General features: G+C 73.9%; 18 protein-coding genes. 8 read left to right on the top strand and 10 right to left on the bottom strand.

Features of this window, described 5'->3' with window-relative positions; translation table 11 throughout:
- The first annotated feature begins 46 nt into the window (after positions 1 to 46).
- Positions 47 to 1,258: a fatty acid desaturase family protein gene (locus ABEA04_RS01755; protein WP_345453862.1), complete on the top strand. Its 1,212-nt coding sequence runs from the start codon at positions 47 to 49 to the stop codon at positions 1,256 to 1,258.
- On the opposite strand, the gene ABEA04_RS01760 is transcribed toward ABEA04_RS01755, so the two are convergent.
- Both ABEA04_RS01760 and ABEA04_RS01765 read right to left on the bottom strand, forming a co-directional pair.
- Positions 1,215 to 2,102, bottom strand: a complete 888-nt coding sequence (locus ABEA04_RS01760) for a GNAT family N-acetyltransferase (RefSeq protein WP_345453864.1) — start codon at positions 2,100 to 2,102, stop codon at positions 1,215 to 1,217. The two genes, ABEA04_RS01755 and ABEA04_RS01760, sit on opposite strands and share 44 nt — an antisense overlap.
- 11 nt (positions 2,103 to 2,113) lie before the next feature.
- Positions 2,114 to 2,518: a phage holin family protein gene (locus ABEA04_RS01765; protein ID WP_345453865.1), complete on the bottom strand. Its 405-nt coding sequence runs from the start codon at positions 2,516 to 2,518 to the stop codon at positions 2,114 to 2,116.
- A gap of 154 nt (positions 2,519 to 2,672) precedes the next feature.
- On the opposite strand from ABEA04_RS01765, the gene ABEA04_RS01770 reads away from it, so the two are divergent.
- A complete protein-coding gene (locus ABEA04_RS01770; protein ID WP_345453867.1) occupies positions 2,673 to 3,785 on the top strand; it encodes an alpha/beta hydrolase in 1,113 nt (370 codons plus the stop codon).
- 450 nt (positions 3,786 to 4,235) lie between these two features.
- Here the strand turns inward: ABEA04_RS01770 and acs are convergent, their stop codons facing one another.
- From acs to ABEA04_RS01785, 3 genes are all read right to left on the bottom strand, one after another.
- A complete protein-coding gene (acs, locus tag ABEA04_RS01775) occupies positions 4,236 to 6,212 on the bottom strand; it encodes an acetate--CoA ligase (protein ID WP_345453869.1) in 1,977 nt (658 codons plus the stop codon).
- 146 nt (positions 6,213 to 6,358) lie between these two features.
- Positions 6,359 to 7,996, bottom strand: a complete 1,638-nt coding sequence (locus tag ABEA04_RS01780; protein WP_345453871.1) for a solute symporter family protein — start codon at positions 7,994 to 7,996, stop codon at positions 6,359 to 6,361.
- Entirely contained in the window at positions 7,993 to 8,346 is a 354-nt protein-coding gene (locus ABEA04_RS01785) for a DUF485 domain-containing protein (RefSeq protein ID WP_345453874.1), read from the bottom strand. The genes ABEA04_RS01780 and ABEA04_RS01785 overlap by 4 nt, the downstream gene beginning before the upstream one ends.
- A 181-nt stretch (positions 8,347 to 8,527) precedes the next feature.
- Between ABEA04_RS01785 and ABEA04_RS01790 the strand changes: the two genes are divergently transcribed.
- Together ABEA04_RS01790 and ABEA04_RS01795 are read left to right on the top strand one after the other, a co-directional pair.
- Complete coding sequence (locus ABEA04_RS01790) at positions 8,528 to 9,193, top strand: sirohydrochlorin chelatase (protein WP_345453876.1); 666 nt, start codon at positions 8,528 to 8,530, stop codon at positions 9,191 to 9,193.
- 207 nt (positions 9,194 to 9,400) lie between these two features.
- Positions 9,401 to 9,979, top strand: a complete 579-nt coding sequence (locus ABEA04_RS01795) for an HAD family acid phosphatase (protein ID WP_345453879.1) — start codon at positions 9,401 to 9,403, stop codon at positions 9,977 to 9,979.
- A gap of 10 nt (positions 9,980 to 9,989) precedes the next feature.
- Here the strand turns inward: ABEA04_RS01795 and ABEA04_RS01800 are convergent, their stop codons facing one another.
- Both ABEA04_RS01800 and ABEA04_RS01805 read right to left on the bottom strand, forming a co-directional pair.
- On the bottom strand, positions 9,990 to 11,474 hold the full coding sequence (locus ABEA04_RS01800; protein WP_345453881.1) for a sodium/solute symporter: 1,485 nt from the start codon (positions 11,472 to 11,474) through the stop codon (positions 9,990 to 9,992).
- Positions 11,475 to 11,478: 4 nt separating this feature from the next.
- Complete coding sequence (locus ABEA04_RS01805) at positions 11,479 to 11,859, bottom strand: hypothetical protein (protein ID WP_345453883.1); 381 nt, start codon at positions 11,857 to 11,859, stop codon at positions 11,479 to 11,481.
- 41 nt (positions 11,860 to 11,900) lie between these two features.
- On the opposite strand from ABEA04_RS01805, the gene ABEA04_RS01810 reads away from it, so the two are divergent.
- Genes ABEA04_RS01810 through ABEA04_RS01820 form a run of 3 tightly spaced genes read left to right on the top strand, consistent with a single transcriptional unit; the run spans position 11,901 to position 15,785 of the window.
- Complete coding sequence (locus tag ABEA04_RS01810) at positions 11,901 to 13,202, top strand: hypothetical protein (RefSeq protein WP_345453885.1); 1,302 nt, start codon at positions 11,901 to 11,903, stop codon at positions 13,200 to 13,202.
- A 14-nt stretch (positions 13,203 to 13,216) separates the two neighbouring features.
- Positions 13,217 to 14,416, top strand: a complete 1,200-nt coding sequence (locus tag ABEA04_RS01815; protein ID WP_345453888.1) for a hypothetical protein — start codon at positions 13,217 to 13,219, stop codon at positions 14,414 to 14,416.
- Between the two features lie 58 nt (positions 14,417 to 14,474).
- Positions 14,475 to 15,785: a hypothetical protein gene (locus ABEA04_RS01820; protein ID WP_345453891.1), complete on the top strand. Its 1,311-nt coding sequence runs from the start codon at positions 14,475 to 14,477 to the stop codon at positions 15,783 to 15,785.
- Positions 15,786 to 15,799: 14 nt separating this feature from the next.
- Here the strand turns inward: ABEA04_RS01820 and ABEA04_RS01825 are convergent, their stop codons facing one another.
- Genes ABEA04_RS01825 through ABEA04_RS01835 form a run of 3 tightly spaced genes read right to left on the bottom strand, consistent with a single transcriptional unit; the run spans position 15,800 to position 18,072 of the window.
- Positions 15,800 to 16,540 (bottom strand): LytR/AlgR family response regulator transcription factor, encoded by a 741-nt coding sequence (locus ABEA04_RS01825; protein WP_345453894.1) that lies wholly within the window; start codon positions 16,538 to 16,540, stop codon positions 15,800 to 15,802.
- A complete protein-coding gene (locus ABEA04_RS01830) occupies positions 16,537 to 17,652 on the bottom strand; it encodes a sensor histidine kinase (protein WP_345453897.1) in 1,116 nt (371 codons plus the stop codon). The genes ABEA04_RS01825 and ABEA04_RS01830 overlap by 4 nt, the downstream gene beginning before the upstream one ends.
- Before the next feature lie 36 nt (positions 17,653 to 17,688).
- Complete coding sequence (locus tag ABEA04_RS01835; RefSeq protein WP_345453900.1) at positions 17,689 to 18,072, bottom strand: hypothetical protein; 384 nt, start codon at positions 18,070 to 18,072, stop codon at positions 17,689 to 17,691.
- A 135-nt stretch (positions 18,073 to 18,207) separates the two neighbouring features.
- On the opposite strand from ABEA04_RS01835, the gene ABEA04_RS01840 reads away from it, so the two are divergent.
- A complete protein-coding gene (locus tag ABEA04_RS01840) occupies positions 18,208 to 18,681 on the top strand; it encodes a hypothetical protein (protein WP_345453903.1) in 474 nt (157 codons plus the stop codon).
- Position 18,682 lies beyond the last annotated feature (1 nt).

Consider the following 18,682-nt stretch of genomic DNA (forward strand, 5'->3'; position numbering starts at 1 on the left):
CGGACGTGCGTGACCCCGGGTACACCCGCCCTGACCGGAGCCACGCATGACCGCCCTGCAGCACAAGGCGCACCGCCAGACCGCCCACCTCGGCGCCGACGACGTCGCCGACATCGGACGCCGCCTCGACCGCATCCGCGACGAGGTGCTCGCCAGTCGCGGTGAGCGCGACGCCGCCTACATCCGGCGGGTGATCCGGGCGCAGCGCGCGCTCGAGCTCGGCTCGCGGGTGGTGCTCCTCGCCGGCCGGTGGCGCCCGGCGTGGTGGGTCGGCACGGCGGCGCTCACCGCCGCCAAGGTGCTCGACAACATGGAGATCGGCCACAACGTGCTGCACGGCCAGTGGGACTGGTTGCGCGACCCGGCGATCAGCTCGCGCACCTGGGAGTGGGACCACGCCTCGCCGCCCGAGCAGTGGCGCGAGGCGCACAACGTGCGCCACCACACCTTCACCAACATCCTCGGCAAGGACAACGACCTCGGCTACGGCATCTTCCGGGCCGACGAGGAGCAGGAGTGGCAGCCCCGCCACCTCGTCCAGCCGCTGTGGAACCTGGTCAACGCGTGCGTCTTCGAGTGGGGCATCGCGGTCTTCGACCTCGACCTCGGCTCGAGGCTAGGCGGGGGAGAGGGGCTGACCCCGGAGGTGCGCCGCGACCTCGGGCACATGCTGCGGCGGGCCGGCCGCCAGGTCACCAAGGACTACGTGGTGCACCCCCTGCTGGCGGGGCGGGGATGGCGGGCCACCCTCACCGCCAACGCCACCGCCAACCTGGTGCGCAACGTGTGGAGCCACTCGGTGATCATGTGCGGCCACTTCCCCGAGGGCGTCGAGACCTTCGAGCACGAGGCCGTGCCGGCCCACGAGACCCGCGGCGAGTGGTACCTGCGCCAGATGCTCGGCTCGGCCAACATCTCCGGCTCGCCGGCCCTGCACCTGATGGCCGGCAACCTGAGCCACCAGATCGAGCACCACCTCTTCCCCGACCTGCCGAGCAACCGCTACCGCAGCATCGCTCCCGCGGTGCGCGACGTCTTCGAGCGCCACGCGCTGACCTACCACTGCGCGCCGCTGCCGCACCAGGTCGGCAGCGCCTGGCACAAGGTGGTGCGGCTCTCCCTGCCCAACGGCTGGTGGCCCGCGCGCACGCGACGGCTGCGCGCGCGGTGGGAGGCGCTCACCCGACGGGCGGGCGCCCCACGCGGGGACGCCGTCACCGACGCTCGGGAGCCCCGGTCGTCGCACGACCGAGCGTGAGGGAGGCCGAGCACGTCGTCGCGACGGGGCGGTAGCCGAGGCGGGCGTTGACCGCCAGCATCGCGGCGTTCGCGTCGTCGTTGCCGGTGCCGCACGTGGTCACCCCGGCCGCGGCCATGGCGTGCAGCGAGGCCGCCTTGACCCGCAGCGCGAGCCCCCGGCCGCGGAGCCCGGGCCGCGTGCCGGTGAAGGCGTTCCAGGCCCGCTGTCCGTGCGCGCGGACGACGGCCAGCGCGGCCACCTCGCCGTCCGGCCCGAGCACGGCCCGGCCGAGGTCGGGGCGGTGGGTGGGCTCGCGCCAGTCGTCGTCGAGCCAGGTGCGCAGGTCGTGGGCGCGGCTGAGGCCCGACGGGTCGTCGTCGGCGGTCGCGACCGTGGCCGCCCAGACCGCCGCCGGGTCGACCTCGCCGAGCGGCACCGTCGGCCCGCCGGGCTCGACGGCGACCCGGCGCGGGTCGACGGCGGCGATGGTGTGCTCGCGCTCGATGGTGCAGTCCCACGCGGCCGCGGCGGCCCGGCTGCCGGCGTCGCCGTTCACGATGCCGCCGAGCACCGGCGGGTCGAGCCGCGCCACGACGGCGTCCAGCAGCGCCCGGCCGAGACCGCGGCGCCGGTGGTCGGGGTGCACCAGCAGCATCACCATCGTGCGGCCGCCGTGCCCGCGCACCCGCGCGAGGCCGGCGACGGCACCGTCGTCCTCCGCCACCAGGCGCAGCGAGGTGCGTCTCGACGTCGCCAGGTCGTGGCGCACCGCCTCGGGCGAGGTGACCAGGTAGGGCGTGGCCGCCTTCATAACGGCGGCGAGGGCGTCGGCGTCCGCCGGGGTCGCCTCGCGCACCGACACGGGGCGGAGGGCTACGACTTGCCCTTGAGCGCCTTCGGGATCTCCTTGCCCTGGCCGATGGCCTTCTCGGGCGGGCCCACCTTCTTGACCTTCTTGACGCCGAGGAAGGCGAGCAGGCCGGCGATCGCGAGGTAGAGCACGAAGACGATCAGGAAGGCCCAGTGCAGGTCGAGGCCGCTGCCGTTCCAGTGGATCAGGTAGGCGATCGCGACCGAGAGCATGATGATCGCGAGGACGGCGACGAACGCGGCTGCGGCGAAGAACGCGATGCCGAGGGCGCCGAACTTCACGCTCAGCTTCACCTCGGACTTCGCCAGCTGGATCTCCTTGCGCAGCAGCAGCGAGATGTCCTGGCTGGCGTCGTGGACCAGCCGGCCGATCGTCGGCTCGTCGGGCGCGGGCGTCTGGGTGGCCATGGTGTCCTCGGTGGGCTCGGGGGTGCTGGCACGCTGCGGGCGAGCGGCGTGGCCGACCTTACTGTCTGGCGCCCCCGGGCCTGTTCCTCCGGTGGGACGACCTGCTGCCGAAGGGCTGTGCGTGACGCCCGTCTCGTCCTATCGTTGTGCCCTTGTGATCCGACACCGCCCCCACCGGTTCGCCGCCACCGTCGCCGCCCTCGTCGCCCTCGCCGCGGCGCTGACCTCCCTCGCGCCCAGCGCGACGGCAGGCAGCCGCGAGGGCCCGGTCACGATCGTCCAGAGCGACGCCGGCACCGACCCCGTCGGGGCGGCCGCGGCCTACGCCCGGCTGATGACGATCCCCTCCCGCGACTCCGGCGCGATCTACCGCTCGCACGCCCCGCAGCAGACCGGCGCCGACGACTGCCCGGCCGTGCGGTGCCGCGACGTGCGCCCGCCGGTGCCGACCGGCGTCCGCATCATCAGCAACCGCACCCGCGTCATCCTGCCGGTGGGCTACGGCGACCGGGCCAACCGCAACAAGCGCTACCCGGTCGTCTACTTCTGGAACGGCGCCCGCAGCGACTACGCCGCGTGGACGTTCAAGACCGAGCTGCTGCAGATGTCGCGGCAGTGGGACGCGATCTTCGTGATGCCCTCGGGCGGCTACGACAGCCGCGCCGGGATGATGAGCGACTGGCACGACGGCAGCTTCCAGTGGGAGACCTGGCACACCGGCACCGTCGTGCCCTGGATCGACCGCCACTTCCGCACCATCCGCGGCGCGCGGGCGATGGTCGGGGCCTCGATGGGCGGCCTCGGCGTGTTCACCTACGCCGCCCACCACCCGGGGATGTTCAAGGCCGTGCTGAGCATCTCCGGCCTGGTCGACACGACCGCGCTGTCGGTCGCCGGCATCGACGAACGGCTCAACGACGCCCTCGACCTCCCCAAGCCCTACCTGCGCCGCATCTGGGGTGACCCGGTGCTCGACCGCGACGTGTGGAACGACCACAACCCCACCTGGCTGGCGCCGAAGCTGCGCGGCTTGAACAAGGTGCTGATCACCTCCGGCACCGGCTACCCGGGCACCACGACCGACATCCACAGCGGCGAGACCGAGCGCCGCGTGTGGGAGCAGCACCGCACCTTCCTCGCCGCCCTCACCGCCGCTCGCGTGCCGTACAGCGCCCGCGTCATGGAGGGCGGCATCCACAACTGGAACTTCTTCAACAACCCGCTGCGCTGGGCGATGCCGCAGCTGATCGCCGCCACCCGCTCCTAGACGCGCGGAGTCCGCGGGGCCGCCTCACGATGGTCGAGGTGCGAGCAGCCCTGGCGACGAGCCTCGAGACCACCGGCCCTGCACGCGGACGTCGGCGCGGGGGCCCTTCGACGAGCTCAGGGTTCGTGGGTGCGTTCGCGTGGTCGTTGCGGGGTCTCGAGGCTCGGCCGTGGCCGGCCTCGCACCTCGACCACCGTCAGGGCGATTCCACGATGGTCGAGGTGTGAGGAGCCCTGGCGACGAGCCTCGAGACCACCGGCCCTGCACGGGGACGTCGGCGCGGGGGCCCTTCGACGAGCTCAGGGTTCGTGGGTGCGTTCGCGTGGTCGTTGCGGGGTCTCGAGGCTCGGCCGTGGCCGGCCTCGCACCTCGACCACCGTCAGGGCGGTTCCACGATGGTCGAGGTGCGAGGAGCCCTGGCGACGAGCCTCGAGACCCCGGGGGCCCGGCTCAGTCCTCCTTGCCGGAGTCCATGCCCTTCGAGATCAGGTCCATGACGGAGGAGTCGGCGAGGGTGGTGACGTCGCCGACCTCGCGGTTCTCGGCGACGTCCTTGAGCAGGCGGCGCATGATCTTGCCCGACCGCGTCTTCGGCAGCTCGGCCACGACCATGATCTGGCGCGGCTTGGCGATCGGGCCGATCTGCTTGCGCACGTGGTTGCGCAGCTCCTCCACGATGTCGGCGCCGCCGTCGCCGGCCTCCTCGCGCAGGATGACGAAGGCGCACACGGCCTGGCCGGTGTCCTCGTCCTTCGCCCCCACGACGGCCGCCTCGGCCACCTTCGGGTGCGAGACCAGCGACGACTCGATCTCGGTGGTCGAGAGGCGGTGGCCCGAGACGTTCATGACGTCGTCCACGCGGCCGAGCACCCAGAGGTCGCCGTCGTCGTCCTTCTTGGCGCCGTCGCCGGCGAAGTACCAGCCCTGCTTGGCGTACTTGCTCCAGTAGGTGTCCTTGAACCGCTCGTCGTCGCCCCAGATGGTGCGCAGCATCGAGGGCCACGGCTCGGTGAGCACGAGGTAGCCGCCCGAGCCGTCGGGCACCGACTCGCCCTCGTCGGTGACGACGTCGGCCGCCACGCCGGGGATCGGGATCATCGCCGAGCCGGGCTTGCCGTGGGTGACCCCGGGCAGCGGGCTGATCATGATGGCGCCGGTCTCGGTCTGCCACCAGGTGTCGACGACGGGGGTGCGGTCGCCGCCGATGACGTGGCGGTACCAGACGTAGGCCTCGGGGTTGATCGGCTCGCCGACCGAGCCGAGGATCCGCAGGCTGCCCATGTCGTGCCGGTCGGGGATCTCGCGGCCCTGCTTCATGAACGAGCGGATGGCGGTGGGCGCGGTGTAGAAGAGCGTCACCTTCTTCTCGGCGATGATCTGCCACCAGCGCCCGCGCTCGGGGGAGTCGGGCGTGCCCTCGTAGAGCACCTGCGTCGCGCCGTTCGCGAGCGGGCCGTAGACGATGTAGGAGTGCCCGGTGACCCAGCCGATGTCGGCGGTGCACCAGTAGACGTCGTCGTCCTTGAGGTCGAAGACGGCCCAGTGGGTGTACGACGCGCCGGTGAGGTAGCCGCCGGTGGTGTGCAGGATGCCCTTGGGCTTGCCGGTGGTGCCGGAGGTGTACATGACGTAGAGCGGGTGCTCGGCGTCGAAGGCCTCGGGGGTGTGCTCGGTCGAGGCCTGCTCGACCGAGTCGTGCCACCAGACGTCGACGTCGTCGTCCCACGCCTCGACCTCCTGGCCGGTGCGACGCACGACGAGCACCTTCTCGACCTCGAAGCCGTCGTCCTTGGCCTTGGCGCGGGCCTCGTCGACGGCGGGCTTGAGGGCGGACGGCGCCCCCCGGCGGTAGCCGCCGTCGGCGGTGACGACGACCTTGGCCCCGCAGTCGACCAGGCGGGTGGCGAGGGCGTCGGAGGAGAACCCGCCGAAGACCACGGTGTGCGGGGCGCCGAGGCGGGCGCAGGCCAGCATCGCCACGATCGCCTCGGGGATCATGGGCATGTAGATGGCGACCCGGTCGCCGGTCTGCACGCCGAGGTCGACCAGCGCGTTGGCGGCCTGGCAGACGAGGTCCTTCAGCTCGGCGTAGGTGATCGTGCGCTCGTCGTCGACCGGCTCGCCGACGAAGTGGAACGCCACCTTGTCGCCGCGACCCTCCTCGACGTGCCGGTCGACGCAGTTGTAGGCCGCGTTGAGCCGGCCGCCGACGAACCACTTCGCGAACGGCGGGTTGCTCCAGTCGAGCACCTGGTCCCAGCGCGTCTCCCAGCTCAGCCGGTCGGCCTGCTCGGCCCAGAACGCGTCACGGTCGGTGCGCGCCCGCTCGTACGCCTCCTCCTGCAGGTTGGCGTTCGCCGCGAGGTCGGCCGGCGGCTCGAACCGCCGGTCCTCCTTGAGCAGGTTCGACAGGGTCTGGTCGGTCACGTTCTCTCCTGGTCGCTGGGGGCGGTGCTGCTCGTCACATTAGGTCTGTCCGGGTTGCCCATCCGTTGCCGACCCGTCAGACATGTCTGACGGGTCGACGAACCTGACGCTGACCCGTCAGACATGTCTGACGGGTCAGCGTGGTGTCAGTGCCCGGAGGCCTTCTCGGAGCCGGCACCGGTGAGGGCGCGGACCTCGAGCTCGGTGTAGCGGTCCTCGGCCGACTGCTCCTTGCTGGTCACGGTGCCGAGCCAGCCCAGGAAGAACCCGAGGGGGATCGAGACCAGGCCGGGGTTCTCGAGCGGGAACCAGTGGAAGTCGACCCCGAGCGGGAACAGCGCCGCGGTGATGGTGTTGCCCTCGGCGTCCACGCCGGTCTTGCCCGAGACGACCGGGCTGAAGAAGACCAGCACCAGCGCCGAGGTCAGGCCGCCGTAGATGCTCCACACCGCGCCGCGGGTGTTGAACCGTCGCCAGAACAGGTTGTAGACGAGCGACGGCAGGTTCGCCGAGGCCGCCACCGCGAACGCCAGCGCCACCAGGAAGGCGATGTTGAGGTTGCGGGCCGGGATGGCGAGCGCGATGGCCACGATGCCGATGCCGGCGGCGGCGAACCGCGTCATCCGGATCTCCTCGCGCTCGGTCGCCGTCCCCTTGCGCAGCACGCTGTTGTAGATGTCGTGCGCCACCGAGGTGGACGACGTCAGCACCAGTCCGGCGACCACGGCCAGGATCGTGGCGAACGCGACGGCCGAGATCAGCGCCAGCAGGATCGCGCCGCCGGTGGAGCCGGCGCCGCCGCCGACCTCCTCGGCCAGCAGCGGCGAGGCCAGGTTGCCCTTGCTGGTGGCGACCCCGGAGTCGGGTCCGGTGTTGAGCAGCGCCGCGGCGCCGAAGCCGAGCACCAGCGTGAAGAGGTAGAACACGCCGATGATCCCGATGGCCCAGAGCACCGACTTGCGGGCGTCGCGCGCCGTCGGGACGGTGTAGAAGCGCACCAGGATGTGCGGCAGGCCGGCCGTGCCGAGCACCAGCGCGAGCCCGAGGCTGAGGAAGTCCAGCTTGCTGGTGAACGTCTTGCCGTACTGCAGGCCCGGGTCGAGCAGCGGCTTGCCCGAGTTGCTCTGCGCGGTGCCGAGCATGTCGCTGATGTTGAAGTTGAACTTCACCAGCACCAGCACCACGATCAGCGCCGAGCCGGTCATCAGCAGCACGGCCTTGACGATCTGCACGTACGTCGTGCCCTTCATGCCGCCGACGGTCACGTAGAAGACCATCAGCGCACCGACGGCCGCGATCACCGCGCTGACGCCCAGGGTGTTGTCGGCGTCGATGTCGAGCAGCAGCCGCACGAGCAGGCCGGCGCCGACCATCTGCGCCAGCAGGTAGAAGATCGAGACGACCACGGTCGAGGTCGCGGCCGCGGTGCGCACCGGCCGCTGCTTCATGCGGTAGGCGAGCTGGTCGGCCATCGTGAACTTGCCCGAGTTGCGCAGCATCTCGGCCACCAGCAGCAGCGCGACGAGCCACGCCACCAGGAACCCGATGGAGTAGAGGAAGCCGTCGTAGCCGTAGAGCGCGATGGCGCCGGAGATGCCGAGGAACGAGGCGGCCGACATGTAGTCGCCGCCGATGGCCAGGCCGTTCTGCACGCCCGAGAACGAGCGGCCGCCGGCGAAGTAGTCGCCGGTGCCGGACGTCGTCCGGCTGGCGCGCACCGTGACGGCGACGGTGATGCCGACGACGATGGTGAACAGGATGACGGTCAGCACGGTGTCGTTCACGCCCGGCGCTCCTTCTCGTACTCGTCGTTGAGCTGGCCGGCCAGCGGATCGAGGCGCTTGATCGAGTAGCCGCTGTAGAGGTAGGCGATGAGGAACGTGGTCACGAACTGCAGCAGCCCGAAGACCAGCGCGACGTTGAGGTTGCCGACCACCTGGGTCTTCATGAAGCCCGAGGCCCAGTTCGACATGACCACGAACAGCAGGTACCAGGTGAGGAACGCGATCGTGGCGGGCAGCACGAAGCGACGGTGTCGTCGTCGCAGCTCGACGAAGTCCGCCGACTCGCTCATCCGCTCGTAGAGGGGGTCGTGGCGCGCGGCCACGTCTTCCGGTTCGCCGGTCTGCGCCATCGCGCCGCCGCCTTCCGCTCGCTGGGAGTGACGGCGGTCACGTTAGGGACGGCGCCCCGCGCGCGGCAGGTGGGCGACGCCGTCGTGCGACGGGCGGGGACGGCGGTGCGACGAGCGGTCGGAAACCGACGACGAGCGGTCACGATGCCGCGCGGCGTCCGAGGCGTGACACCCTGGCCGGGTGGCCACTCTCGTCACGGTCGCCCACGGCACACGCCAGGCGCCCGGCAACGACGTCGCCCGCCGACTCACCGAGGCCGCGGGCGCGCGTCTCGGCGTCCGCGCGGTCTCGACGTTCGTCGAGCTGGCCGAGCCGCTGTTCGCCGACGTGGTGGCCGGGCTCGAGCCCGACGACGGCCCGGTGGTCGCCGTCCCGCTGCTGCTCTCGACCGGCTTCCACATGACCACCGACCTGCCCGAGGCGGTGGCGCAGGCCTCGGTGCCGGTCTCGCTCGGGCCGGCCCTCGGGCCCGACCCGCTGCTCGCCGCGGCCCAGGTCGCGCGGCTGCGCGAGGCCGGCGCCCGGCCCGGGCAGCGCGTGGTGCTGGTGGCCGCCGGCTCGTCCGACGAGGCCGCCACCGGTGACCAGCTCGGCGCCGTCGCGCTGCTGGCCCGGGCCTGGGACGGCGCCGTCGAGCTCGCCACCCTGTCGGGCAACGGCCCGCGCCCGGGCGACGTCGTCCGCCCCGACGACGCCGTCTCGCCCTACCTGCTCTCGCCCGGCTTCTTCCACGACCGGGTGCGCCGCGAGGTGCCGGACGGCGTCGTGGTCGCCGACGTGCTCGGCGTCCACGACCGCGTGGTCGACCTCGTCGTCGAGCGCGCCACCGCCCTCTCCCTCGTCTGAGTCCCGACCCTCCGACGCAGACGCCCCCACACGGACCCTGAGCTCGTCGAAGGGCACGGATCCTGAGCCTGTCGAAGGGCCGCACGCCTCGAGGCCCCCGGCCCTTCGACGCAGATGCCCCCACACGGACCCCGAGCTCGTCGAAGGGCCACCCGCCGCACGCCTCGACTCCACCCACGCGTCGGACGGGGTCCCTACCCTCGGTCCATGCCTCGCCGCCTCGCCGTCGTCGTCGCCGCCCTCGTCGCGCTGCTCCTGCTCGCGCCCACCGCCACCGCGGTCGCGCCGGCCCCACGGCCGCTGCCGCCCGAGTCGCAGTGGCGGGCCGCCGTGCACGAGGTGATGGACGGCGGCCGCGCCTACCTGACCCGCCGCGCCGAGCGCGCCCCGCGCGGCGCCCGGCTCGCGATCAACCTCGACATCGACAACACGATGCTCGCCACCCACTACGCCGAGGGCCGGCCGATCCGCGCCGTGCGGTCCTTCGTGCGCCACGCCCGCGACCTCGGGATGCTGGTCTACGTCAACACCGCCCGGCGCCCCGACCGCCGCGCCGAGACCCACGCCGAGCTCGCCCGCGCCGGCTACGACGTCGACCGCATCTGCATGCGCCCGCGCAAGGGCCTCGCCCGCAGCAAGGCCACCTGCCGCGCCCGCCTGCACGATGCCGGCTTCACGATCGTCGCCAACCTCGGCAACCGTCCCACCGACTTCGAGCTGAACCGCGGCCGCGCCGCCTACGAGCGGGCGTTCCGGCTGCCGCACTACGGCAAGCAGCTGGGCTGAGGGGGCGTCCTCACCCCCGGTCGAGCTCGACGACCTCGGGGGTGTGGAGGCGCACCATGAACCGGCGGGCGTGGGCGGGCGTCGTGCCGGGGGTGGCGCGCGAGACGCCGACCATGGTGGCGAAGGCGAGGGGCACCGACCAGGCGGCGGGCTGGGCGACGACGGTGTCGAGCCAGCCGGTGCCGGCGTCGTGGGCGAGGGTCCAGGCGACGGCGCCGAGGGAGCCGGCGCCGCCTACGACGAGGCCGGCGATCGCGCCTGCGGGGGTCAGGCCGCGCCACCAGATGCCGAGCAGGAGCAGCGGGCAGAAGGTCGAGGCGGCGACCGCGAAGGCGAGGCCGACGGCGCGGGCGACGCCGAAGTCGGGCAGCGCCAGCGCGGCCGCCAGCGGGACGCCGACCGCGACGACGGCCGCTACGCGGAACGCCGTCACGTCGGGCAGCCGACGCGACGTGACGTCCTGAGTGACGACGCCCGCCACCGCGACGGCCAGCCCGGACGACGTCGACAGGAACGCCGCGAACGCCCCGGCCGTGACGAGCCCGGTGAGGACGTCGCCCCCGAGCCCGCCGAGGATCAGTCGCGGCAGCTCGAGCACCAGCCCGTCGGCCTGGGCGGGGTCGGCGCCGTAGGCCCGGCCAAGCGCGGCGTAGACCGGCGGGAGCACGTAGAACGCGCCGAGCAGGGCGAGCACGGCGAGCGTCGTCCGGCGGGCGGCGCGGCCGTCGGGGTTGGTGTAGAAGCGCACCACCACGTGCGGCAGCCCCATCGTGCCGAGGAACGTCGCCAGCACCAGCGAGTACGTCGTGTAGAGCCCGGTCAGCCCCCCGTCACCCAGTGGCACCGACCAGCCGCCGCCGGTCGCGCTGGGCCCGCGCACGTCGTCCCCGGCCCACACCACGAGCAGCACCGCCGCCGGCACGAGCATCGCGGTGAGCTTGAGCCAGTACTGGAAGGCCTGCACGAACGTGATGCTGCGCATGCCACCCGAGCCGACGTTGACCAGCACGACGAGGCCCACGACGAGCGGGCCGACCCACCGCGGCGCGTCGAGCGCGGCGGCGAGCGTGAGGCCGGCGCCCTCGAACTGCGGCAGCAGGTAGAGCCACGCGACCGCCACCACGAACACGCTGCAGACGTGCCGCACGGTGCGCGACTCGAGCCGCGCCTCGGCGAAGTCGGGCAGCGTGTAGGCGCCGCTGCGGCGCAGCGGCGCGGCCACCAGCACGAGCAGCACGAGGTAGCCCGCCGTCCAGCCGATCGGGTACCAGAGCATCTCGGCGCCGAAGGTCAGCAGCAGCCCGGCAACACCGAGGAACGACGCCGCCGACAGGTACTCCCCGCCGATCGCACTCGCGTTCAGGCCCGGCCGCACCGTGCGCGAGGCGACGAAGAAGTCGCTGGTGGTGCGCGAGAACCGCAGCCCCCACGTGCCGATCGCGAGCGTCGCGAGCGTCACCGCGACGACGGCGACGAGCCCCGGCGCCGAGCTCACGAGATCACCGCTCTCGTTCCTCCACGAGCTCGGCGAAGTCACGCTCGTTCCGCTCCGCGCGCCGCACGTAGCGCCAGCCGAGGAACACCAGCCACGGGTACACCAGGACGCCGAGCACCAGCCACACCAGCGGCAGCCCCAGCACCCGCGTCTCGTCGAGGCCGGGCGCGAGGTGGAAGACCAGCGGCAGGCTCCCCACCGTCAGCGCGAGGACGACGAGCACCCGCCCCGCCAGCAGCAGCTGCTCGCGCAGCAGCGAGTCGAGGTAGACCCCGCCCAGCGAGGTCTGCTCGTCGATGTCACCCGTGCGCGGCCGGGGCCGCGCCCGCCGGTCGGGCCCGGTGACCCGCACCCGGCGCGGCGGATCGGCGTCCTGCGCGCTCACGGCGACATACGATCACACCTCCTCACTCCCAGGAGGCCCGTATGAGCCGTCGGCTCGCCGCCCCGCTCGCCGCCGCCCTGGTGGCCTCGGCCCTCGCCGCGCTGCCGGCCGCGCCGGCCGGCGCCCAGCCCCGCCTGTGCCAGGGGCAGCCGGTCACGAAGGTGGGCCGGCCCGGCACCACGCTCGTCGGCACCGAGCGGCCCGACGTGCTCGTCACCAACGGCGCCGCCCGGGTGCGGGCGCTCGGCGGCGGCGACCGCATCTGCGTCACGAGGACGAGCGGCCGACGCGTCCGGGTGCTCGCGGGAGCGGGGTCCGACCGCGTCGCCGTGCAGGTCGACGGCGAGGCGCACGTCACCGCCTTCCTCGGCACGGGCGGCGACCTCTACCGCGGCCACGACGGCGTCGACCGGGTCTACGGCGGCGACGTCGAGGACGCCGTCCAGGGCGTGGGCACCGACGACCAGCGGGACTACATCGAGACCCGCGGCGGCGACGACACGGTCACCGTGGGCGGTTCCCGCGGGATGCTCGACCGGCTCGACCTCGGCTCGGGCGACGACCTGGTCGCGCTGCGGGCCGACCCCACGCGCGGTGAGGGCTACATCGCCGCCGGCCTCGGCCGCGACGAGCTGAGGGTGCTCGGCCCGATCGCCGCCGACCTCCACCTCGACCTGCCGCAGGACCGGGCGACCAGCGGTGACACCGACGTCCTCTGGCTCCTGAGCCTCGAGGACTTCCAGCTGCGCACGCCGACCGCTGCCGCCGTCCGCTTCACCGGCACGCGCACCGACGAGACGCTCGACGTCAACACCGTCGGCAGCCTCGACGCGCGGCTCGGACGCGGGGACGACGCCGTCGAGGTCGACCGGCTCTCCGGGGCGGCCAGCCGGCTGAACGGCGGACCCGGTGTCGACGCGATGCAGCTCGGCGGCCGCTACGACGACAGCACCGTCACCATCGACGCGGCGCGCGGCACCGCCTCGACCACCGCGGGCGACCCCGACCACATCGCCGTCGCCGGCTTCGAGTCGCTCACCGGACGCGGCGAGACGGTGGCCGTCCAGGGCTCCGACGCGCCGGAGATGCTCGCGGCCCTCGGCTGCGACCTGACGGTGCGCGGCGGCGCTGGCGCCGACCTGGTCGACGTGGACGCCGAGTTCGGCTACGACGAGCTGCGCTGCGACGCGCGAACCACGCTGGGCGACGGGGAGGGCGGCGCCGACAGGCTCGTCGGCAGCCGCGTGGACGACGTCCTGGTCGGTGGCCCGGGCACCGACCGCGCCGACGGCGGTGGCGGGGACGACGTGTGCGACGCCGAGACCGTCGTGCGCTGCGGCTGAGGGAGAGGCACGAGATGCGCACACCGATCGCCTTGGTCACGACCGCCCTGGTCGCCACCCTGCTCGCCGTCGTCCCCGGCGCGCCGACGCTGGCGACACCGGTCCCGGCCGTGGAGCGGCTCTGCCTCGGGCAGCCCGTGACGATCGTGGGAACGCCCGACCGAGCGCTCGACGGCACCGGCGGTGACGACGTCATCCTCACCAACGGTGCGCGGGACATCCGGGGTCGCGCGGGTGCCGACCTGTTGTGCGTCACCGGCCCGCGTACCGGCGACATCACGATCGACGCCGGCCCGGGCGACGACCGGGTCGTCGTGCAGTCGCGGGCCGGGGCCGACATGCTCGTCGAGCTCGGGGAGGGCGCCGACCTGTTCCGGGGCGGTTCCGGGGACGACGAGGTGCTCAGCGGCGAGCCCGGCGAGGACGACGACATCAGCACCGGGCCCGGTGACGACCGGGTGTCGGTCGCCGGCTCGGGACGGGTCGCCGGCGGACCCGACCGGGACTCGGTGCAGGTCGCCACGGCCGACGGCGACGTCACCGTCGACCTGCCCGCGGGGACAGTGACCTCGGCGGGTCGCGCCCTCCGCCTGGACGACGTCGAGACGGTCTCGACCGGCAGCCGCGAGGGGACCACCACGGTGATCGGCACACCGGGTGACGACGCCGTCGGGGTCTTCGGACGGGTCTCCACCCGCCTGGGTGCCGGTGCCGACTCCCTCAGTCTGGCCCTGCCATACGAGGCGAGCCCGTTCGAGGTGGCCGGCGGACCGGGTCGTGACCGGCTCTCGATGTCGGACGGCTACGACCCCGACACCGAGGTCCCGCTCGCGATCGACGCCCTTGAGGGCCTTGCCACGAGCCCCACCGGGGTGCGCGTCGACTTCTCGGGGTTCGAGACCTACCGCGGCGACGCGCCGCGCCTCGACATCACCGGCACCGACGCCGACGACGACCTGTCCGCCTTCGGCTGCGAGGTGACGCTGCGCGGCGGCGGCGGGGACGACGACCTCGAGCTCGTGCAGGGTCCGGTGGTCGACGCCTGGGGCTGCTACCCGGAGGACTACCTCGTCTACGGCAACGCGGGGGACGACGTGATGCTCGGCACCGCGAAGCCCGACCTCCTCGTCGGCGGCGGAGGGCGCGACGTGGCCGATGGCCGCGGCGGCTACGACGAGTGCCGGGCCGAGGTGAGGCGATCGTGCGAGCGGTAGTCGACGGTGCCCCGGCCACGACCCCAGACCCCAGACCCCAGACCCCGAGGAGTCACCTGTGACGCACCGCGCGCTCGGTAGGACCCTCGCCTGCGCCGCCCTCGTCGCGGCCTGCCTCGCCGCGCTGCCGGCCGCGCCGGCCGGTGCAGCGCCCCGCCTGTGCCAGGGGCAGCCGGTCACGAAGGTGGGCCGGCCCGGCACCACGCTCGTCGGCACCGAGCGGGCCGACGTGCTCGTGACCAACGGCGCCGGCCGGGTGCGGGCGCAGGGCGGCAACGACCGCATCTGCGTCACCGGGTCGCGCGGCGAGCGGGTGAGAGTCTCCGCCGGCGCGGGCGCCGACCGGGTCGTCGTGCAGGTCGACGGCGAGGCCGTCGTCGTCGCCCACCTCGGCAGCGGGTCCGACACCTATCGAGGCGGCGACGGCCCCGACCGCGTCTCGGGTGGCGAGGAGCAGATCTCGGACCAAGGACCGGGTGCCGACGCGGCGCCCGACGACATCCGCACCGGCGCGGGTGACGACGCGGTGGTCGCGGGTGGACCTCGCGGACTCCTCGACCGGATCGACCTGGGTGCCGGGAACGACCTGCTGCGGCTGCGCTCCGACCCCACGGTCGGCACCGGAGTGATCGCCGGGAGCGGGGGCGTCGACCAGGTCGACGTCGTGGGCCCGGTCGTCGCCGAGCTGCACCTCGACGCGTCACGCGGGCGGGTCGTCTCCGGCGGTGCGACCACGCTGCGGCTGTCGGGCTTGGAGACCTATCGCGTGCAGACGCCGACCGACGTCGACCTCCGCTTCACCGGCACCGCCGCCGACGAGACGCTCGACGTCAACAGCGCCCGCAGCCTCGACGTGCGCCTCGGCGACGGGGACGACGCGGTCGAGGGCGCGCGACTCTCCGGGGCGGCCAGTCGTCTCGACGGCGGGCCGGGCGACGACGCGATGGCGCTCGGCGGCAAGTACGACGACAGCGTCGTCGCCATCGACGCCCCGGGTGGCACCGCCTCGACGACCCCGGGCGACCCCGACCACGTCGCGATCGCCGGGTTCGAGTCGCTCAGCGGCCGCGGCGAGACGGTGACCGTCCAGGGCTCCGACGAGCCCGAGGCGCTCGCGGCCTACGGCTGCGACCTCACGGTGCGCGGCGGCGGTGGCGCCGACGACGTCCTGGTCTACGGCGAGCTCACCGGTGAGGACGTCAGGTGCGACGTCAAGAGCCACCGCGCCGACGGCGAGGGCGGGGACGACGTCCTCACCGGCAGCCGCACGGACGACGTGCTGATCGGCGGCCCCGGCACCGACCGGGCCGACGGTGGAGGCGGCGGCGACGACGTGTGCGAGGCCGAGACCGTCGTCCGCTGCGGCTGAGGGCGGGCTGACGCTCAGTCGGCGCGGCCCAGCAGCAGCTCGCGCAGCTCGCGCGTGTTGCGGCGGCTGACCAGCAGGTCGACGGGGGCGTCGGGCGGGCCGACCCGCACGGTGCAGCGGCCGCCGTCCATGCGCACCTCGGTCACGTGCGCAATGGCGACGAGCATCGAGCGGTGGATGCGCACGAAGCCGGCGTCGGCCCACTGCTCCTCGAGCGCGGTGAGCGGGGTGCGCACCAGGTGGCTGCCGGACGGCGTGTGCAGGCGCGCGTAGTCGCCCTGCGCCTCGACGTGGGTGACGTCGGCGCGCGCCACGAACCGGGTGACGCCCCCGCGCTCGACCGGGATCTGCACCTCGTCGCCGGACGCCGGCCGGTCGCGGTCGTCGATGACCCGCCGCACGGCCTCGGCGAGCCGCTCGGCCCGCACCGGCTTGAGCACGTAGTCGACCGCCCGCAGGTCGAAGGCCTCGACGGCGTGCGCCTCGTGCGCGGTCACGAACACGACCGGCGGCGGGTTGCGGAACCGGGTGAGCACCTCGGCCAGCTCGAGCCCGCTCAGGCCGGGCATCTGGATGTCGAGGAAGACGACGTCCACGTCGCCGTCGCGCAGCACGCGCAGCCCGTCGGTGGCCGAGTCGCAGGTGCGCACCTGCGCCACCCGTGGGTCGCGCGAGAGCAGGAACTCCAGCTCGTCGAGGGCCGGGCGCTCGTCGTCGACCGCCAGCACCCGCAGCCCCGCCGACGAGCCCGTCACGCGCTCACCCCCGCCGCGAACTTCGGCACCCGCACGACCACCTTGGTGCCGGCGCCGGGCGCGGTCTCGACCACCAGCCCGTAGTCGTCGCCGTAGGTGGCGCGCAGCCGCGCGTCGACGTTGCCCAGCCCCACCGAGTCGAGCTCGGCGTCGCCGGCGAGGGCGCGGCGCACCTTCTCGGGGTCCTCGCCGACGCCGTCGTCCTCGACCTCGATCAGGCACTCGTGGTCGCGGTCGAGCGCGGTGATGGTGACGTGACCGGCGCCCGAGACGCCGGCGAGCCCGTGCCGCACCGCGTTCTCGACCAGCGGCTGGATGCACAGGAACGGCACCGCCACCGGCAGCACCTCGGGCGCGATGCTCAGCCGCACCTGCAGCCGCTCGCCGAAGCGCGCCTGCTCGAGCAGCAGGTAGCGCTCGATCGAGCGCAGCTCCTCCGCGAGCGTGGTGAAGTCGCCGTGGCGCCGGAAGGAGTAGCGGGTGAAGTCGGCGAACTCGAGCAGCAGGTCGCGGGCCCGGTCGGGGTCGGTGCGCACGAAGCTGGCGATGGCGCCGAGGGAGTTGTAGACGAAGTGCGGGCTGATCTGGGCCCGCAACGCGCGCACCTCGGCCTCGGCCAGCCGGGTGCGCGACAGCTCGAGCTCGGCCAGCGCCAGCTGCCCCGAGACCCAGGTGGCCACCTCGTCGGTCGCGCGCGCCAGCCCCGCGGTCGGGTAGGGCGAGAAGGCCGCCAGCGTGCCGACGATGCGCTCCTCGACCACCAGCGGGCTCACCACCGCGGTGCGCACCTCGCAGCCGGACGTCGTGCACGGCAGGTCACCGCGCTCGACGTGCCGGGTGCGGCCGCGCTCGAGCGTGGTCGCGATCAGCCCGGGCAGCTGCGCGGCGTGGTGGGACGAGCCGCCGTCCCAGGCCAGGCAGTCGGCGGTGTCGGTGAGGGCGAGCGCCGGGGTGCCGAGCAGCGCGCGCAGGTGCCGCACGGCCCGCTCGGCGCTGCTCGCCGTCAGGCCCTCGCGCAGCGCCGGCGAGGCGAGCGAGGCCTGGTGCAGGGTGCGGAAGGTGGCGCGGTCGGCCTCCGACCCCAGATGGGTCCGCCGCCACACCCGCGCCATGGCGTCATCCGACCACACCCGCACGCGCGGGCGCGGCTACTCCGAGCCGCCGAGCTCGAGCTCGACCTCGTCGTAGGCCAGGTCGCGCATGCGCTGCACGTGGTGGTGCACGTCGACGACGAGCCGCGCCACCTCGGCACGCACCGCCCCCACGTCGGCGTCCTCGAGCGCGCGCGAGCCGAGGACGCCGAGCCGCGTCAGCAGCGCGTGCCGCTCGCGGATCGCCGCGCCGCCGCGGGCCGCGAGCCAGCCGTCACCGGCGTGGACGTCGTGCTCGGCGAGCAGCGCGTCGCGCACCGCGGTGAGCCGCTGCCGCAGCGTCCAGCGCCAGCCGCCGAGCGCCGCCCCCTCGCGCCGGGGCAGGTCGTTGGCAGCCGCCAGCCGGCGCAACGCCACCTCGACGTCCGCTGCTGCCGCCATCGTGCCCTCCGACCTCCCGAGACTGCTGACCTGCCTGTGACCTGCGTGTGACCCCGACCACGAAGCATCCTGCCGCACCGGCCACCGGGGCAAGGCCCGTGCCCGGCGTGGGGGCGGGTGCGCGACGATGAAGGCGTGGACGACGCCCCGCCCGACCCCGCCCCGCGCCCCGCCGGCGTGGCCACCTACCGGCTGGCCCCGGCCTTCGCGGCGCGGCTGGTCGGCTTCGGCGTCGTGGTCACCGCGGTGGTCGTGCTGCTGGTCGCGGTGCTGGCCTGGGCGCTGTCGTGGCCGGCCGTGGTCGTCGTGGTGGTCGGGGTGGTCGGCGTCCTCGCCGTGCTCGGTGCGGCCACTTGGCTGCGCCGGCGCTACGTCGTCCGCCTCGACGACGTCGGCTACCACGTGCGCATGGTGCGCGGCGCCGGCGTGACGCGGGGCCGGTGGACCGAGGTCGAGTCGGCCGCGGCGGCGTCCCCGCACGGCATCGCCTGCGTGGTGCTGCGCCGTCACGACGGCGCGGCGACCTCGATCCCGGTGGCGATGCTGGCCACCGACCGCGAGCGGTTCGCCGACGAGGTGCGGGCCCGGCTGGAGCGCGCGGCGATCTGAC

It is taken from the genome of Nocardioides marinquilinus (assembly GCF_039543705.1).
GTDB classification, from domain to species: domain Bacteria; phylum Actinomycetota; class Actinomycetes; order Propionibacteriales; family Nocardioidaceae; genus Nocardioides; species Nocardioides marinquilinus.

Coding starts and splice junctions, on each gene's coding strand:
- ABEA04_RS01755 (WP_345453862.1), top strand. CDS start 47: ATGACCGCCCTGCAGCACAAGGCGCACCGCCAGACCGCCCACCTCGGC.
- ABEA04_RS01765 (WP_345453865.1), bottom strand. CDS start 2,518: ATGGCCACCCAGACGCCCGCGCCCGACGAGCCGACGATCGGCCGGCTG.
- ABEA04_RS01785 (WP_345453874.1), bottom strand. CDS start 8,346: ATGGCGCAGACCGGCGAACCGGAAGACGTGGCCGCGCGCCACGACCCC.
- ABEA04_RS01795 (WP_345453879.1), top strand. CDS start 9,401: ATGCCTCGCCGCCTCGCCGTCGTCGTCGCCGCCCTCGTCGCGCTGCTC.
- ABEA04_RS01810 (WP_345453885.1), top strand. CDS start 11,901: ATGAGCCGTCGGCTCGCCGCCCCGCTCGCCGCCGCCCTGGTGGCCTCG.
- ABEA04_RS01815 (WP_345453888.1), top strand. CDS start 13,217: ATGCGCACACCGATCGCCTTGGTCACGACCGCCCTGGTCGCCACCCTG.
- ABEA04_RS01830 (WP_345453897.1), bottom strand. CDS start 17,652: ATGGCGCGGGTGTGGCGGCGGACCCATCTGGGGTCGGAGGCCGACCGC.
- ABEA04_RS01835 (WP_345453900.1), bottom strand. CDS start 18,072: ATGGCGGCAGCAGCGGACGTCGAGGTGGCGTTGCGCCGGCTGGCGGCT.